Genomic DNA, 17,264 nt, shown 5'->3' on the forward strand with positions numbered 1-17,264 from the left:
ACAGGAGCGAGCCCCTTGTCATGCCGCAGGCTCAGAAGAGGGCGCCTTCGGCGCCCTCACCGAAATCCGAACCACCTCGTGCGGCCAGTTGCTCCTTGCGCTTTCGGATGGCCTCGGGGGACGGCGGGGGCAGGTCGGGGTGCTTCTCCTTTGCCTTGAGGAGTTCCACGGCCTGCCGGACCTGGACGCCCAGCGCCTCGGTGACGTCCTCGCCCGCGGCCAGGCTCTCCTTGAGGAGCCCCACCAGCGTCTCGGGCTCCTCGTACTCGAAGAAGCGGCGGCGGCGCAGCAGCGAGACGAAGGCGCGGACGACGGTGCGTTCCGCTGCCTCGTTCCAGCCGATCGCGTCGAAGACGGCCGTGGTCGTGACGCCGCCGAGCGGGGCCCACACCAGGCACCACCAGCGGCCGTCCGTCACCAGGCCCAGCGGCACCCCGTGGTGGCGGAGCAGGCGGGCGAGGCGGTCGGCGGGGGCCGCCGCCCAGTCTCCGACGCCGCCCGCGCGGGCGGTGGGCGCGGTGCCCGCCGGAACCGTCATGCCGAGCAGCCGCACCCGCTTGGCGGCGGCCTCGGTGGCGAGGTCGGTGCCGGGGTCGACGAGGGCGAAGTCGGGGCGGACCTCGGTGTTGTGCTCCGCGACGCGCAGGGTGAGGCGGTCCAGGCCGTGGTGCTCCGAGTCGCCGACGCGGAGCGTCAGGGCGTCGTTCCAGCCGAGGAGCCGCGTCAGGACGTACGCCACCCACTCGTCGCGGCCCGCGGTCGTGTCGGTCTGCCAGTCGGCGTGGCGGGCGCGCAGCCGGGCGCGTTCGTCCTTCTCCAGGGTGTCGAGCTGGGGCCAGGCCCGCAGCAGGACGGGCATGGTGAGGAAGGGGCCGGAGACCTCGGTGAGGTCCAGCCACTCCTGGTGCTGCCGGCGGCCGTCGGTGGCCCGGGCCCTGACGGCGGCTGTTCCACGGCTCGCGGTGCGGCGGGGGCTCATCGGCGGGCTTCCTTCGCGGGGACGACGAACACGACGGCGGCGGGGAAGAGGTGGGAGCGGGGCTCGCGGTAGCGGGCGGCGATGGCGGCGAGTTCGCGCTCGCGCTCGGCGGGCAGGCCGTCGAGGCGTTCCCGCCAGCGGCGGCGGTCGTCCTCGAACTGGCGGCGTTCGTGGCCGGTCAGCTCGTGGGTGGACAGCAGGGCGAGCTGCTCGCCGTCGCCGTCGCCCTCCTCCTTGAGCTTGGCGCGCAGGGTGGCCTCGAAGCGGTCGAGGGTGGCGGTGATGCGGCGCTCCTCCTCGGCCCGGCGGTCGGCGAGCCGGCTCTCCAGCTGGCGGCCGAGTTCGGTGGCGCGGGCCTCCAGGGAGCGGTAGAGGGGGTCGCGGAGCCTCGGCCAGGCGTCGGTGAGTTCGTTGCGGAGGTGCGGGGCGGCCTCGGCGCCCTCGGTGAGCGCGCGGGACAGGGCCCGGCCCTGCTCGTTCACCGACTCCCAGCGGCGGAAGCGGCCGGTGTCGCCGAACCAGCCGCCCGCGTAGAGGACTTCCTCGTGCAGGCGGGTGCCGTCGGTGCCGACGAGGACGTAGCGGGCGTAGGCGGAGACCAGGGTGGTCGTCACCGCCGGGTCGTCGGTCACGACGGCGGTGACGCGGCTGAGGCCGACCGAGTCGGCGTTCCAGACGGCGGCGGTGAGCAGGCGGGTGGAGAGGGCGACGAGGGGGTGCTTGAGGTGGGCGAGGACCACGTCGTCGCGGGCCTGGGCGGCGACCGCCGGGGAGAAGGTGAGGGGGCGCTGCTCGCCCTCGCGGAGTTTATGGGCGAGGCCGCGGGTGGCGCGCTCCCAGCTGCCGGAGAGGGGCTGCACCTCGAAGAGGTCGCCGGGCTGGAAGTGCTCGGCGCGGAATGTGGCGGGCAAGAGCGGGGGCTGGTGGTCGAGGGCGAGGGCGGTGTCGACGACGCGCTTGACGTTGGCCGGGGTCAGGCCGAGGGCGGACACGGTGCCCTCGTACTGGTCGGCGAGCCTCTTGGTCTGGGCGGTGACGTTCTGCTCGGGCGCCACCTCGCCGCCGGTGCGGCGGCCCTTGATCCGCCTGGGCCTGGCGTTCTCGATGTCGACGGGGGCGGTGTCGCCGGTCATGCGGCGCTGTACGGCGTCGGCGAGGACGGCGTTGACGGAGCCGAGGTCGTGCTCCATGCGCGCGACCTTCTTGGCGACGCGGGAGAGGAATTCCAGGTCGGCCTCGTAGGAGCCGGCCTGGGCCTGCTGCCATCCGGAGCCGATGAAGTGGGTGATCTCCGGGTCCTTCTGCTGGCCCCAGCGGTCGATGCGGCCGATGCGCTGTTCGAGCTTGTTGGGGTTGAAGGGTATGTCGTAGTTGATCAGGCGGTGGCAGTGGTTCTGGAGGTCGATTCCCTCGCCTGCGGCGTCGGTGGCGAGGAGGATGCGTACCGTGCCCTCGGGCTGGGCGGGGTCGGCCTGGAAGCCGAGGCGGATGCGTTCGCGTTCCTCGGCGGACAGGCCGCCGTGGAGGCGTTCGACGCGCCCGCCGTCGGTCAGTTCCTCCTGCTGGAGCAGGTCGTGGAGCCACTCCTGGGTGTCGCGGTACCCGGTGAACACGACGACCCGCTGGTCGGTCCAGCGCTTGCCGTCGGGCGTCCGGCATATCGCCTTGAGTTCGCGGATGAAGGTCTCCGCCTTGGAGTCGGGGGCCGCTTCGTGGGTGAGGGCCCAGCGCTCCATCTCCTGCAGCAGCTCCAGTTCCCGGCCGTCCTCTGCGGGCGTGAGGGACGTGGAGCGGGTCAGGGCGTCGTCCTCGGCGTCGACGAGGCCGGTGTCGTCGAGGTCGGCTACCAGGTCGGCGAACTCCTCCAGCCATTCAGGGACTTCGGCGGCGGCCGTGCGTCCCCGCGCGGGGCCGGTGTCCTCCAGGTGGGAGAGGTAGACCCGGACGGTGTGGAGGAAGGCCGCCGGGGAGGAGAAGAGGCGCTTCTTGAGCAGCAGGGTGACCAGGTCGGCGGCGCGGCGCCCGCCGCGGGCCTTCGGGGTGAGCTTCCTGCGGCGCAGCTCGGCGAAGGCGCCGAGCAGTCGGTGGATCTCGCGTTCCTGGGGTGTGTAGTCGACGGGGAGTTCGCGGGTCCGGCGGGTGCGGAAGCGGGGCGTGCCGTCGGCGTTGGTGACGGTCGACTTCAGGCGCCGTACGACGGTGTCCTTCAGGGCCTCCCTGTCGGGGTCGACGCCGCGGGCGAAGCGCTGGTCGTCGATGAGTTCGAGGAGCGCCGTGTACGACTCGGGGTAGCCGTTGTGCGGGGTGGCGGAGAGGAAGAGCCGGTGCTCGAAGTGCGGGACGAGGCGGCGGATCAGCTTGGTCTGCTGGGAGTCGACGGCGTAGACCTGCTTGGGTGCGGCGGGCGCGACGTGGTGGCCGAGGCGGCGAAGCTGGGGCGCGCGGAGGGACCGCGCGAAACCTTCGAGTTCCTGCTGCGGCGATGGCTGGAGACCCATGTCCGGCAGCTCAGCACCACGCCGCCGCCACTCGCCACGCTGATGACCCGGATCGCCCTCTTGGTCCGCCTCGACCCGGGAGAAGGCGGACTGACCGTCCTCGATCCGGCGTGCGGCACCGGTCACCTGGCCGCCGCAGCCACGCAGGAGTACGACGGTCCTCATCTGGAACTGCTCGCGTCCGAACGGGACCCGGCGCTCGCCGCGCTGGCCTCCGCCCGGCTCGGGTTCGTCACGGAAGGCCGTGAGGTCCGTACGCGGATCGCCACGGCCGACGCGCTGCGCGAGGACCCCTTCGCCGGGGTGAGGGCCGACATCGCCTTGTGCAACCCCCCGTTCAACGAACGGGACTGGGGGTACGAAGAACTCGCCACCGACCAGCGCTGGACCCATGGGCTGCCCCCGCGCACCGAGCCCGAACTCGCCTGGGTGCAACACCTGCTCTTCCACCTCAAGCCCGGCGGGGTCGCCGTGGTCGTTCTTCCGCCCGCGGTCGCGTCGCGCAAGGCGGGGCGCCGCATCCGCGGCTCCCTGCTGCGCACGGGAGCGCTCCGGGCTGTCGTGGCTCTGCCTCCCGGCAGCGCCCAACCGCACAGTGTGTCGCTGCAGTTGTGGATCCTCCGGGCAGCGGCGGACGGCCCTGCCGCCGCTCCGCCGGGCCAGGACGCCCTCCTGGTGGACGCCACGCGTTTCGCGCGCCCCGGGGCGCGCGAGCCGGGTCCCGACTGGAGTGCCGTCGGCTCGCTCGTGCTCACCGCGATGAAGGCACTCGACCACTCGGACCTGGACCCGCCGGAGGGCGCCGTCCGGGTCCCCCTGCTCGACCTTCTGGACGACGAGGTGGACGTCACTCCGGGTCGCTACACCGCATCCGCCACGGAAACCTCCGGCGCGGAACTCGCCGCGAAGTGGGGAGGGTTCGGGTCGTTGCTGAGCGATCTGGCCGATCAGGCGCGGCATCTCTCCGGACTCGGCTTCGAGGATGGGACTCCGCAGACCACAGCGACTGTGGGAGACCTGGTCAAAGCCGGTGCCCTGACACTGCGCGCCGGACAACAACCGCCGGAGACCGCGGCGCCGACCCGCGGGACTGTCGTGCCGCTCCTCACCATTGCCGACCTGCTGCTCGACGGCACTCCCGGCGGAGTGCTCTCCGCCGACTCGGCACAGGCCGTCGCCGAGGAGGGCGACGTCGTGGTCGCCGGAGTGGTTCGGGCCTTCAGGGCGTGGGTGCACGAAGGACCGCCGATGGCCGTGGGCCCCCAGCTCTACATCCTGCGGGTGGACCCGGAGAGACTGGATGCCCGCTTCCTCGCCGGCTGTCTGCGCGCACCGGCCAACGGGCGCCAGGCGGGCACGCACGCCTCCAGTTCGGCCCGGGTCGACATCCGGCGTCTCCAGGTGCTCCAGCTCCCCCTGGGGAGCAGACGGCGTACGCCGAGACGTTTCGCCGCCTCGACGCCTTCGAGGAGCTGCTCGCCAAGGCAGACGGTCTGGGCGTGGAGTTGGTGAGCGATCTGAGTGATCGACTTGCGGCGGGTGGGCTGACCGCCTGACCCTGCATCACGACGTTGCGCCGATGCGTCGCAGCGGCGAGCGACGAGCCGCCGGACAGGAGTGCCCCTGACAAGGCTGAGGGGCCGGCAGCCGTGGGGCGATGGCGAGCAGGTCGGCGCCGTCGGGGGAACGGCGCTGATGAACGCCTTGAACGTCGCGGTCGGCCCTGCCCGGGACCCGGGTTCGGCACACGGGCCGCCTTGTGGACTCGGTCGGGATCCTCTCGTGTGAGTCGATGACATCCTCACGCCACAGCCGGTTCATCGGGGCGTGGTTCAGGTGCGCGCACCGTCCCGAGCCTTGGCCCGAGGAACCGAAGGGGTCCCCGGCCCGCGGTGACCGCCGGCCGGGGACCCCTTGACGCGATCCGCCTGACTCAGCCGTCGGACTCCGACGACGGGAGGTAGGCGCCCGGGACGTCCTGGGGCGCGAAGATCCTGTTCTCGCCGGGGTACGGCTTCTTCCAGTCGTGCGTCTGGTACCACGTGAAGTGGTTCATCTGCGCGGGGTTGGCGAAGTCGGGCACGGCGCTCGGCCCGGTCAGCCGCTGATGCGACTTCCACTTCTCCCACTGCGCCGCGATCGCCTGCTTGTCCGCCGGCACCTTCGCCGACGGCGCGGCGGCCGCGGCCGGGTCCTGCGGTGCGGGGGTGTCCACGCCGCAGGCGGGCGGGGTCGGCAGGCCCGCGGTCAGCGCGGTCCGGTTGGGCAGCGCCTTGAAGGGCGTGAGGTCCGGATGCCCGGTGAACGCGGCACGCATCGGGCTGGCCGCGCTGTCCTTCTGGTTCATCGGGTGGATCCCGAGGATCTGCTCGATGGTCCGGATCATCGTGATCTGGGAGTAGTAGTGGCTGTCGACGACGCCGTGCCGGGCCCAGGGGCTGATGATCTGGACCGGGGCGCGGTGGCCGTCGACGTGGTCGAGGCCGGCCTGGGAGTCGTCCTCGACGACGAAGACCGCCGAGTCCTTCCAGTACCTGCTGTGCGAGATCTCGTCGACGATCCTGCCGGTCGCGAGGTCGTTGTCGGCGACCTGGGCGGCGGCGTTGGCCGGACCGCCGGTGTGGTCGCTGGAGAGCCAGAACATGTTCAGGTTCGCCGGGCCGTTCCTCTCGAAGTCACGCTTCCAGATCTGGTACCGGTAGACGTCCGGGATGCTGGTGTCGAACTTCGGGAAGCCGTGCACCGACACGTCGTTGAGGGACGGGATCGGCGACGACGAGTTCAGGGGGTAGGCGGTGTCCTGCCCGGTCGCCTCCATGTTCTTGGCGTCGCAGTACAGGTTCTGCCAGCTCGCGCCCGACGGCTTGGTCAGGAACTGCTGGAACTCACCGAAGTTGCGCACGGACTTCCCCGCCGCCTGCGCGCCCGTCCACAGGAAGCCGGTCCGCTGGTGGCCGAGGGCGTCGTCCTCGGTGTCGTAGCTGCGCGCGTACTCGCCGGCCGAGGACTCGGTGTACTCGGGGTTGTCCGCCTGCATCAGCCAGTTGTGCCCCTCGGCGGAGTTCGTGCCGATGTCGTACGTGTTGTCGTACAGCCCGAACTGCCGTGCAAGCGCGTGCTGGTTCGGCGTCACGTTCTCGCCGAACTCCGCCAGCGACGCGTCGCCGTTGCCCTCCGGAACGTCGCCGAGGACCTGGTCGTAGGTCCGGTTCTCCTTGACGATCAGGAACACGTGCTTGATCGTCGAGGGGTCGCCGAGCCGCGCGGGGACCGGTACCGGCCTGGCGTGGCTCCGGCCCCGGGTCAGGGCGACCGCGCCGCCGTTCCAGCCGTTCTGCCGGAAGACCTTGGCCGTCTCGGACCTGATGACCCTGTCGTCCGGCAGCGTGAACCGCTGCACGCTGGAGGTCGTGTCGTGGGTGCCGTGCCCGGCGCGGTCGGTGGGGCGGCGGGCGTCGACACCGCGGGTGTTGGAGACCACGACCTTGTCGCCGACGGTGGCGACCTCCGCGGGGAAGTAGTCCGTGGGGAGCAGTCCGACGTAGCCGACCGGCTCCTGCGGGGTCGTGTACCGGTAGACGGCGACCGCGTTGGCGCGGCCGAGCGTCACCAGCAGGTGGCCGTCGTCGGTGAAGGTCACCGCGTCGGGCTCGTAGCCCACCGACGCCTCCGGCCACGGCTGGGTGGCGATGGTCTGCACGACCTTGTCGCTGCGGGTGTCGATGACCGACACGTCGTTGGTGGCGGTGTCGGTGACGAACAGCGCCCCCTTCTTCGCGTACAGGGCCGTCGGGTGCAGACCGACGTCGATGCTCTCGACGGCGGCGTCCGGCTTCGCCGGGTCGATGACGCTGACCGTGCCGGTGGTGGTGGCGGCGGTCTTCGGGTCGGCCGGCACCTGGGTGTGGTAGGAGTTGATCGTGGTGTCGCCGGGCTTCGCGGGACGCCCGCCCTCGTTGCTGACGTAGAGCTTGCCGCCGGCCTCGACCATGTCGCGCGGGGCGTTGCCCACGGCCCAGCTCCGCTCGACGGTCCCGGTCGCGGCGTCGATGGCGACCACGCGGTTCTGGCCGTTGACGGCGGAGTACACGGTGGAGCCGTCCGGCGAGAACACCGCCTCGCCCACCAGCGCGCGCTTGGGGCCGTCCGCCGGGATCGTGACGGACGTCGGGTCGGAGACGCTGCCGTCCGCCTTCACGGTGAACCTGGTGTAGCCGTCGGCCTGGCCCAGCCACAGCTGTGAGCCGTCGGGCGAGTAGGTGGGTCCCTCCTGGCCCACGGCGTTGCTGCGGATGCGCAGGTCCGCCGACGCGGAGGTGCCGACGAGCTGCTGCACCCGCCAGTTCTTCAGGTCCACGATGGACAGGGCCATCCCGCCGTCGGTGACGGAGGCCGCGAGGTGGGTGCCGTCCGGGCTGACCGAGGACGACATGATCTTGCCGTTGTCGACGACGAGGCGGTCGCCGTACGGGGCGATGTACTGGTCGCTGGAGATGACCTGGCCCCGATCGGTGATCTGGCCGACCTGGTCGGTGCCGAACTGGTGCGTCTGGGCGAAAGCGGTGCCGACGGCGACCAGGGCGAGCACGGTCGTGCCCGCCGTCAGCAGGGGTATCCGGCGGCGGACGCGTCTGGCGAGAAGACCGGAATGCTCCTTCTCGACACGCCTGCGGCGGCGTGTTACCTGCATGGAGTTATCCCTTCGCGGTGGTGGAGAGCAGGTCGACGTTCCCGTCGAACTGCCAGAGCGGGTTCGGCGCGTCCCCGTTCGGGGTGCGCAACAGGAAGTAGCCGTTCACTTCCTTCGGTCCGTCGCCGTCGGCCACGAACCGCCCGTCGGAGGTGATGTCGAGCTGGTAGACGGCCGTCCCCGTGGCCTCCACGCCGGGAAGGTGCCAGGAGACGACACAGCGCCAGTCGTTGCCCGGCCCCGTGGCGGCGAGTTGGCCGGCGCCCTTGTCGCACGCCGCCGTAGCCCGCAGCTGCGCCTCGGTGACATCGGGGCGGTTGAGCTGCCGGGTCTGCAGACGGTAGAGGTGGGCGAATGCCGTGGCGACCGACCGCTGCACCTTGTCCTGCTCGATTCCGGAACCCATGGACGGGGTCGCCACGGCGACGACCGTGACCGTGAGGGCGACCAGTGCGGCCGGCGGCAGGAGTCCGGTGGTGATCGCGCGGCGCCCGGAGCCGTCGTACGCCGGGTTGGTGAAGTCGCGCCGTACGAAGAGCAGATGGGCCAGCGCGGTGGCGACCAGGGCCCACACCAGGGCGACCGCGACGCCGATCAGCAGCGGGCCGAGCTGCGCCGGGCGGGTGAACAGGCCGTTCCAGGCGATGAAGGCGTAGCCGGGCAGGGCGAGTCGTACGGCGACGGGCAGCGGCAGCATCTGGGCGAGCTGCAGGGCGAGCGCGACGACCGCGGGCAGCAGCAGTCCCATCGGGGACCGTCCCAGCGCGACCGACCCGAGCAGTCCGATCCCTGCGAGGGCCAGGGTCGGGGCGAGCGCGCACACCCAGGCGAGGAGGACCTTCCCGGCGGCGTCCGACGGCGTCAGCAGGTGGCCGTCGAGGCCGGCCAGCGGACGGTTGCCGACCGCCAGGAGCCCGCCGGCCGTGCTGGAGCAGGCCAGCCCGGACACGAGCAGCAGGATGACGGTCAGGCTGGCCAGTGCCTTCGCCGCGAAGATCCGCCGAGGCGAGCGGACCGCGACCAGCAGGTGGCGCCAGGTGCCGAGCCGGTCCTCGGAGGCGAAGACGTCGCCGGCGACCACCGAGGTCAGCAGCGGAAGCGCCCAGGTGCCCGCGAAACCGAGCACCACCAGGGGCCCGGCCCATCCCGTGGCGTGCATCCAGCGGCCGAAGAGGGTGTCGGTGGGGAGCGTGCTCTGCCTGCTGACCGCGGCGACGAAGAGCGCCGGCACGATCCAGCAGGCGAGGACCAGCAGGCGGATCCGCCACTGCGCGACAAGCTTGACCAGCTCGAAGCGGTAGCCGCGGGCCACCGGGACGCGGGGGGCGGCGGGAGCGCGGTCGTCGACGGTGGTCGCGGTCATCGGCCGGCCTCCAGCGGCTCGGTGAGGGCGAGGAACGCGGCTTCGAGCGGCGACACCACGGGGCTGAGTTCGCGCACCGCTATGCCCGCGTGCACGAGCCGCACCACCAGTTCGTCGAGCGCGGGGATCAGCGCGCGCACGACGAGCCCTTCGGCGTCATGCCGTGCGGGGGCGTCGTCGACGACGCGGATCCCGGCCGTGCCGGCGGCCACCCCGCGGGCGGCCCGCGGGTCGGAGGTCAGCAGCCGGTAGTCGAGTTCCCGGTTCTCGGCGGCCAGCTTGCTCAGCGGGCCGGAGAAGACGATCCGCCCGGTGGCGATGATGGTGACCTCGGAGCACAGCGCCTCGAGGTCGTCCATGCGGTGGCTTGAGAGCACGACGCCGGTTCCGTCCGCCGCGAGCCGGGTGAGGACACCGTGGACGTGTTTCTTGCCGGCCGGGTCGAGCCCGTTGGCGGGTTCGTCGAGTACGAGCAGCCGGGGCCTGGTGAGCAGGGCGGCGGCGAGCCCGAGCCGCTGGCGCATGCCGAGGGAGAACCCGCGGGTGCGGTCGTCGGCGACATCGGTGAGCCCGACCTGGTCGAGCACGTCGCCGATTTCCGCGGTCCGCGCGTCACCGCCGCGAAGGGCGGCCAGCGCGGCGAGGTTCTGCCTGGCGGTGAGCGAGGGGTAGAGTCCGGGCCCGTCCACGAAGCCGGCGACGCCGTCGGGAGCGGCGAGCGCGCGCCCGACCGGCGTGCCCAGGATCTCAAGACGGCCGCTGTCGGCGACGGCCAGGCCCAGCAGCAGGCCGAGCAGGGTCGTCTTGCCGGCGCCGTTCGGTCCGGCCAAACCGTGGATCCGCCCCTGCGCCACATCCAGATCGATGCCGTCGAGTGCGACAACGTTGCCGAAGCACTTGGTGATCCCGCGGGCCCGTACTGCGGGGAGTGTGTCCATGAGTCCCTATCTCTCGACGTCCGCAGGGAAGTTAGGGACGGCACACGACGCGGGCGGTCACTGCGGATTGAACGTTCGTGGAACAAAAGGCGATCGGCATCCGCCGCGGGATGGATCGGGCAGGTGCCCGCTCGTCTGACGCCCGCCGCGACCCTATCCGTGGAGAGGCGTGCGGGAACGGCGAGTTCCGGCCTGGATGAGGAGAGGGGGCAACCGCCCACTGCCGAGCGTCAGGCCGCGCCCTTCTTGGCGGCGGCGAGGATGTCGACGACGGTGTGGAAGTAGCGCGTCGTCGCGTCGCGCCCGAGGTGCCGTTCCTGGAATCCCTTGGCGGCGGGCGCCCTGCCGTTGATGAGGTACCAGACCACGAACGCCTCGTAGGCGGTGGTGTGGATGACCTCCATGTCCTTCTTCGGGGAGAGCAGCGGAAGCGCCATCGCCGGATCGATCCGCTCGGTCGTGAACACCACGCAGCAGCGCATGTCGGCGGTGACGGTGATGTCCTTGAACGGGTCGAGCGCGATGAGGTCCTCCACCTCGGGTATGGTGCGCAGACAGACCGCGACCTCGTAGCCGAGGACCTCCCGCAGATGGGTGCTGATGGCGGTGCTCAGCACGGCCCGGTCCTCTTCGCCGGTTTCGAAGAAGACGTTCCCGCTCTGGATGTGGCTGCGCACCGAGTCGAAGCCCATGTCCCGGAACAGGCCCCGGAGATATTCCATCTTCACGGAACGGCCGGGGACGTTCATGCCACGCAGAAACGCGATGTAGAGCAACACCATCACCCTGTTTGTGGGGACCCTGGTCGTGGGCCGCACCAGTGTAGCCACGGCCCCCGCCCGCAGAAGTCGCCCGGCTTCGGGCGGCGGGCCCACCCGTCCCGGAAGTCTCCTGCGCACCGGACACACGCCGGAGAGCACGCCCTGGCCGCGGGCTACCGCACGGTGGTGTTCGGCCGCTGACCCACCCCACGGCACGCCACCGTACCCAGGGCCTCAGCCCGTGCCGTCGACCGTCTCCAGCGGGCGCGCCCTCCAGGCCGCCCAGTCGGCGCTGATCGCGCTCGCGGTCCGCAGGAGCAGCGGCAGATGGTGCTCGACGAGGGTCTCCACCGTGGTCTCCGCGGCGTGGGCGTTGACGTTGACGGCGGCGACGACGTTCCCGTCGCCGTCCCGCACCGGGGCGGCGACGGAGCGGATGCCGAGCGCGAGGTCCTGGTCGGTGACCGCCCAGCCCTTGGCCCGGACATCGCGCAGCACGGCGTCGACCTCGTCGCGCCCGGGCGTCCAGCGCGGGGTGACGCCGGATCTGCCGGGCTCGGCCAGGGCCTTGTCGAGCTCTTCGCGGGAGAGGGCGGCCAGCAGGACTTTGCCGAGTGAGGTCTGCAGTGCGGGAAAGCGGGTGCCGACGGTGACGGCGAGCGCGACCAGCTTCGGCACCGCGACACGGGCGACGTAGACGATGTCGGAGCCGTCGAGCTGGGCGATGGAGCAGGACTCGCCGGTCTGTACGACCAGTTCACGCAGGTGGGGGCGGGCGAGCTCCCACAGGTTCTTCGAGCCGACGTAGGCCGTGCCGAGGTCGAGCACCCGGGGTGTGAGCGAGAAGCCCCGCTCCCCGGACCGGACGTAGCCGAGCTGCTCCAGGGTGATGAGGATCCGTCGCGCGGTGGGCCGGGCGAGGCCGGTGGCGGTCGCGATCTCGCTCAGTGTCATCGATTCCGTGCCGGGCCGGAAGCAGCGCAGTACGTCCAGCCCCCTGGCGAGGGCCTCGATGAACTCGGGATTTCCGTCTCGGCGCATACGCCAAGGCTATCGGACGGACATCGGTCCGGCATCACCCCTTCGATTCTCACCTGTGCAAGAGCCTTGATTGAATCTCGAACTTACGGCAGATTGACCGCTGTGCGGACAGTCGTCCGGACACAGTCGTGCAGGCCGGATCAAGGAGGATTCCATGGCCTTCGTGACGGAGGAGAACCTCACCGACCTCGCGGAGAAACGCTGGGCCAGCGCCCATTCGCCCAGGCTCGCCGAGCTCATGACGGCGCTGGTGCGGCATCTGCACGCGTTCGCCCGCGAGATCCGTCTCACTGAGGACGAGTGGACGGCCGCGGTCGAATGGCTCGCCGCGACCGGCCGGATCAGCGACGACAAGCGCCAGGAGTTCATCCTCGCCTCCGACGTGCTCGGTCTGAGCACCCTGGTCGTCCAGCTCAACAACCGGTTCTCCCCGCGCGCCACGCCGGCCACGGTCCTCGGCCCGTTCCACATCGACGGTTCCCCGACGGCGCCGTACGCCTTCGACATGTCCGACGGCGTCCCGGGCATCCCCCTGTTCGTGACCGGCCGTGTGCTCGACGTCCACGGCGCACCGCTGCCCGATGTCGTCCTGGACGTCTGGCAGGCCGACGCCGACGGCGCCTACGAGGCCCAGCTCCCAAAGGTCGACGAGGCGCGGCTGCGCGCCAAGTACCGCACCCGGGCCGACGGAACCTACTGCGTGCGCACCATCGCGCCCCTCGGCTACGCGATCCCGATGGACGGCCCGGTAGGCGACCTCGTCCGCAGGACCGGCATCAGCCACTTCCGGCCCGCGCACATCCACTTCCTCATCGACCACCCCGGCCACGACAGGCTCATCACCCATCTGTTCCGTGAGGGCTCCGACTACCTCGACAGCGACGTCGTGTTCGGCACCAAGGACGAACTGGTCGTGGAGTTCACCGAGAAGCCGGCCGGCGACTGCCCCGGCGAGGGCACCGTCGAAGAGCCCTACCTGCACGCCGAGTACGACTTCGTGCTCCAGCCGTCCGGCACCGAGGGGACACCGTCGTGACCTTCGGGCTGCTCCTGCTCAGGCTGCTGCTCGCCGCGCTGCTGTGCGGCCACGGCACCCAGAAGCTGTTCGGCTGGTTCGGCGGCGCGGGCCCCGACGGCACCGCCGTCGTCTTCGAGCGGTGGGGCTTCGTCCCCGGCCGGCGGATGGTGCTCGTCGCGGGCGCGGCGGAAGTCACCGGGGCCGCGTCCGTCGCGGCCGGACTCCTGACGCCCGGCGGCTGCGCCGTCGTCGTCGGGACGATGACCGTCGCCGCCGTGGCGAGCTCTCCCAACGGCTTCTGGGCCCAGCAGGGCGGCTGCGAAGTCCCCTTCTGGTACGGCGCGGTGGCGGCGGTCCTCGCCTTCACCGGCCCGGGCGGCTGGTCGCTCGACCACGCCGCCGGACTGGACGGTCTCGACGGCTACGGGTGGGGAAGCGGGGCGCTGGCGCTCGGTCTCGCCGCGGCCGCCGTCCCGCTGACCCTCCGTTCCCGGGTGCTGCGCGCCCGCCCACAGATCACAACGAGGTGACCACATGACGTTCAACGACCCACGACCGGACGAGCTCACCACCGGGCGCCCCATCCTCTTCCGCGACGCGACCGTGCTGAGCATGGATCCCGCCGTCGGCCTGCTCGACCGCGGCGACGTCCTGGTCCGCGGGGAGCGGATCGAGGCCGTCGGACGGGACCTTGAGGCCCCTCAGGACACGGCCGTGGTGGACGCCTCCGGCGGCATCCTCATGCCGGGCATGGTCGACACCCACCGGCACATGTGGCAGACGGCGCTGCGCGGCCTCGGCGCCGACTGGACACTGTCGCAGTACTTCGTCTTCTACTACCTCAACTGGGGCAAGATCTTCCGCCCCGAGGACATCCACGCGGGCAATCTGCTGTCGGCCGTCGACGCGCTCGACTCGGGTGTGACGACGACGGTCGACTGGTCACACGGCCTGCAGACGCCCGAGCACGGTGACGCCGCGGTCGAGGCGCTGCGCTCCGTACCGGGTCGCTTCGTGCTCGCCTACGGCAACCTGCTCGGGGCCCCCTGGGAGTGGGCGAACGCTCCGGAGTTCCGGTCGTTCGCGGACCGGCACTTCTCCTCCCGCGACGACATGCTCGGCCTCCAGCTGGCCTTCGACGTCACGGGCGACGAGACGTTCCCGGAGAAGGCGGCGTTCGAGGCGGCCCGCGAGCTGGGTCTGCGCGTGACCACGCACGCCGGGGTCTGGGGCGCGACCGGCGACGACGGCATCCGGCTGATGTGGGAGCACGGGTTCATGACGCCCGACGTCACCTACGTGCACTCGGCCACCCTCAGCGAGGACTCCTACCAGCGGATCGCCGCCTCCGGCGGCACCGTGTCGGTGTCGGCGGAGAGCGAGCAGAACGCCGGGCAGGGCTACCCGCCCACCTGGCGGCTGCGGCGGTACGGCATCCCCGCGTCGCTGTCGATGGACACCAGCGTGTGGTTCAGCGCCGACCTCTTCTCCGCCATGCGCGCCACGCTGTCGGCCGACCGCGCACGCGACCACCTGGAGGCCCACGCGGCCGGCGAGACGGTGGTGCACCACAAGCTGCGCGCACGGGACGTCGTCGAGTGGGCCACCATCGGCGGGGCAAGGGTGCTCGGCCTCGACGACCGGATCGGCTCGCTGACGCCGGGCAAGAAGGCCGACCTCGTGCTGATCAGGAACGACCGGGACCCGGCCATGTTCCCGCTCCTGCACCCCTACGGGCACGTCGTCTACCAGGCCGGGCGCGCCGATGTGGACACCGTGCTCGTGGGCGGCACGGTGGTGAAGTACCGGCACGAACTGGTCGGCGTGGACGTGCGGCGGGCGCGCGACGCCGTGGCGGCCACCGTCGAGTACGCGCGCGGCACGCTGGGCGAGGAGGCCTGGCGGGAGGCGATGGAGCCGGAGATACCGCAGCGCGAGCTGATCCCGAACCCCTACACCTACAGCGCGTACCGCGGCGAGGGCGTGGCCGTGCGGCACGAGGAGTCGTGAATGATGAGCGGTGGTGCCCGCGGGCCGCTGGAGGGACTGCTGGTGGCGGACTTCTCGCGGATCCTCGCGGGACCGTACGCGACGATGCTGCTGGCGGACCTCGGCGCCGACGTCGTGAAGGTCGAGTCTCCCGGAGGGGACGACACCCGCGCCTGGATGCCCCCGGTGCGGGACGGCGTGTCGACCTACTACCTGGGGATCAACCGCGGGAAGCGGTCGATCGCGCTCGACTTCCGCGACGCGGAGGACGCGCGCCTGGCCAGGGCCCTGGCCAGGCGCGCGGACGTGGTGATCGAGAACTTCAAGCCCGGCGGACTCGCCGGATACGGTCTGGACCACGCCTCGGTGAGCGCCGCCAACCCGGGCGTGGTCTACGCGTCGATCAGCGGGTTCGGATCGGGCCCCGGACGGCGGGTCCCCGGCTACGACCTGATGGTCCAGGCGATCTCCGGGCTGATGAGCCTCACCGGTGACCCCGCGGGGCCCCCGTACCGCGCCGGGATCTCGGTCTTCGACGTGATGGCCGGCAATCACGCGGCCATCGGCATCCTCGCCGCGCTGCGGCACCGCGACACCACCGGCCGGGGCCAGCTCGTCGAGGTGAACCTGCTGTCCTCGGCACTGACCGGACTGGTCAACCACAGCTCGGCGTACGTCGCCGGCGGCACCGTGCCGTACCGCATGGGCAACGCCCACCCCAGCGTCTTCCCCTATGAGCCGCTGCCGACGGCCGACCGGGACCTGATCGTCACCGCGGCCAACGACGGCCAGTTCCGCAAGCTGTGCGGGGTACTGGGCATCCCCCGGGTCGCCGACGATCCCCGCTTCCGGCGCAACGCCGACCGCACCCGGCGCCGCGAGGAGCTCCGGCCGGTCCTGGTGGAGCGGCTCAGGACGCGCGGGGCGCTGGAGTGGTTCGACCTCCTCATCGACGCCGGCGTGCCGTGCGCGCCGATCAACACCATCGACGGAGGGTTCGCGATGGCCGAGCGCTTCGGGCTCGAACCCGTCGTGGAGGTCGGCGAAGGGGACCGGGCGGTGCCCACCACACGGCACCCCATCCGCTTCTCCGAGACGCCCGCGGCCTACCGGCTCCCTCCGCCGGAACTCGACGAGCACGGTGCGGAACTTCGCAAGTGGCTGCAGGACGACCCGGAGGACGGCGATGCCTGAGTACCCGACAGCGCTCGGCGCGTCGTCGCTCGACCGGATCACCCTGCTCGGCCAGGACCTCGCCGCCGATGTCATGGGCGAGGTCGGCTTCGGCGAGCTGGCGTTCCGGCTCGCCACGCAGCGCCGCCCGAAGCCGGGCGAGACCCGGGTGTTCGAGGCCGTGCTGGCCGCGCTCGCCGACCACGGGTTCACCCCGACCGCGATCACCGCCCGGCTGACGTATCTGTCGGCGCCCGACTCGGTCCAGGGCGCACTCGCCGCCGGGCTGCTCGGCGGCGGCTCGCGCTTCCTCGGCGTCACGGAGGACTGCGGCCGCTTCCTTCACGAGGTCCTGTCCACTGTGGAGGGCGCGTATCCGAAGGACGAGGCAGGCTGGGACGCACTCGCTCTCAGTGCCGTGCGGTCCGCGCGGGAGGCCGCCAGGTTCGTCCCCGGGCTCGGGCATCACGTCCACAAGCAAAGGGACCCGCGCACCGCGAGACTGTTCGAGATCGCCGCCGAGGAGGGGCTCTTCGGCCCGCACCTGTCGCTGTTCGCGGCCGTCGGCCGGGTCCACCCCCAGGTGCTGGGCCGGACGCTGCCGCTCAACGGCGCGGGCGTCTGCGGCGCCGCGCTCGCCGACCTCGGCCTGCCGCTGGAGCTGCTGCGCGCCTTCGCTCTGCTGGCCCGCACCGCCGGGCTCATCGGGCAGCTCGCCGAGGAACTGCGCAACCCCGTGGCGAACGACATCTTCCTGTCGGTGGACCTCAACAACCGGTCCGTGCCGCCGCGGCCGTACGGCACGTAGCGGCGG

Annotated in this window: 13 protein-coding genes; 6 read left to right on the top strand and 7 right to left on the bottom strand. The window is 71.8% G+C overall.

The window, feature by feature from the left end:
- Nucleotides 1-31: 31 nt before the first annotated feature.
- Together ACFSL4_RS15385 and drmD are read right to left on the bottom strand one after the other, a co-directional pair.
- The gene (locus tag ACFSL4_RS15385; RefSeq protein WP_381082790.1) at nt 32-979 is read right to left on the bottom strand and encodes a hypothetical protein; all 948 of its coding nucleotides are present in this window, start codon (nt 977-979) and stop codon (nt 32-34) included.
- A complete protein-coding gene (gene drmD / locus ACFSL4_RS15390; RefSeq protein WP_381082792.1) occupies nt 976-3,477 on the bottom strand; it encodes a DISARM system SNF2-like helicase DrmD in 2,502 nt (833 codons plus the stop codon). Before drmD ends, ACFSL4_RS15385 begins: the two co-directional genes overlap by 4 nt.
- Between drmD and ACFSL4_RS15395 the strand changes: the two genes are divergently transcribed.
- Nucleotides 3,394-4,989, top strand: coding sequence for an N-6 DNA methylase (locus tag ACFSL4_RS15395; protein ID WP_381082794.1), 1,596 nt, complete (start codon nt 3,394-3,396; stop codon nt 4,987-4,989). The genes drmD and ACFSL4_RS15395 overlap by 84 nt on opposite strands.
- 421 nt (nt 4,990-5,410) lie before the next feature.
- On the opposite strand, the gene ACFSL4_RS15400 is transcribed toward ACFSL4_RS15395, so the two are convergent.
- The 5 genes from ACFSL4_RS15400 to ACFSL4_RS15420 form a co-directional block, all read right to left on the bottom strand.
- Entirely contained in the window at nt 5,411-8,167 is a 2,757-nt protein-coding gene (locus ACFSL4_RS15400) for an alkaline phosphatase family protein (RefSeq protein WP_381082796.1), read from the bottom strand.
- Nucleotides 8,168-8,171: 4 nt separating this feature from the next.
- Nucleotides 8,172-9,530 carry an ABC transporter permease gene (locus ACFSL4_RS15405; protein WP_381082798.1) on the bottom strand — a complete coding sequence of 453 codons (1,359 nt, stop codon included), beginning with the start codon at nt 9,528-9,530 and terminating at the stop codon, nt 8,172-8,174.
- Nucleotides 9,527-10,468 carry an ABC transporter ATP-binding protein gene (locus tag ACFSL4_RS15410; protein ID WP_381082800.1) on the bottom strand — a complete coding sequence of 314 codons (942 nt, stop codon included), beginning with the start codon at nt 10,466-10,468 and terminating at the stop codon, nt 9,527-9,529. Before ACFSL4_RS15410 ends, ACFSL4_RS15405 begins: the two co-directional genes overlap by 4 nt.
- Nucleotides 10,469-10,698: 230 nt before the next feature.
- A complete protein-coding gene (locus tag ACFSL4_RS15415; protein ID WP_381082802.1) occupies nt 10,699-11,250 on the bottom strand; it encodes a DUF1697 domain-containing protein in 552 nt (183 codons plus the stop codon).
- 213 nt (nt 11,251-11,463) lie between these two features.
- Entirely contained in the window at nt 11,464-12,270 is an 807-nt protein-coding gene (locus ACFSL4_RS15420) for an IclR family transcriptional regulator domain-containing protein (protein ID WP_381082804.1), read from the bottom strand.
- A 154-nt stretch (nt 12,271-12,424) separates the two neighbouring features.
- On the opposite strand from ACFSL4_RS15420, the gene ACFSL4_RS15425 reads away from it, so the two are divergent.
- Genes ACFSL4_RS15425 through ACFSL4_RS15445 form a run of 5 tightly spaced genes read left to right on the top strand, consistent with a single transcriptional unit; the run spans nt 12,425 to nt 17,258 of the window.
- A complete protein-coding gene (locus ACFSL4_RS15425; RefSeq protein WP_381082806.1) occupies nt 12,425-13,306 on the top strand; it encodes a dioxygenase family protein in 882 nt (293 codons plus the stop codon).
- Entirely contained in the window at nt 13,303-13,818 is a 516-nt protein-coding gene (locus ACFSL4_RS15430; RefSeq protein WP_381082808.1) for a DoxX family protein, read from the top strand. Before ACFSL4_RS15425 ends, ACFSL4_RS15430 begins: the two co-directional genes overlap by 4 nt.
- Before the next feature lie 4 nt (nt 13,819-13,822).
- A complete protein-coding gene (locus tag ACFSL4_RS15435) occupies nt 13,823-15,298 on the top strand; it encodes an amidohydrolase family protein (RefSeq protein ID WP_381082809.1) in 1,476 nt (491 codons plus the stop codon).
- Nucleotides 15,299-15,301: 3 nt separating this feature from the next.
- Nucleotides 15,302-16,471: a CaiB/BaiF CoA transferase family protein gene (locus ACFSL4_RS15440; protein WP_381082823.1), complete on the top strand. Its 1,170-nt coding sequence runs from the start codon at nt 15,302-15,304 to the stop codon at nt 16,469-16,471.
- On the top strand, nt 16,464-17,258 hold the full coding sequence (locus ACFSL4_RS15445) for a citryl-CoA lyase (protein WP_381082811.1): 795 nt from the start codon (nt 16,464-16,466) through the stop codon (nt 17,256-17,258). Before ACFSL4_RS15440 ends, ACFSL4_RS15445 begins: the two co-directional genes overlap by 8 nt.
- The last annotated feature ends 6 nt before the right edge of the window (nt 17,259-17,264 follow it).

This window comes from Streptomyces caeni (genome assembly GCF_042678285.1).
Taxonomy (GTDB): domain Bacteria; phylum Actinomycetota; class Actinomycetes; order Streptomycetales; family Streptomycetaceae; genus Streptomyces; species Streptomyces caeni.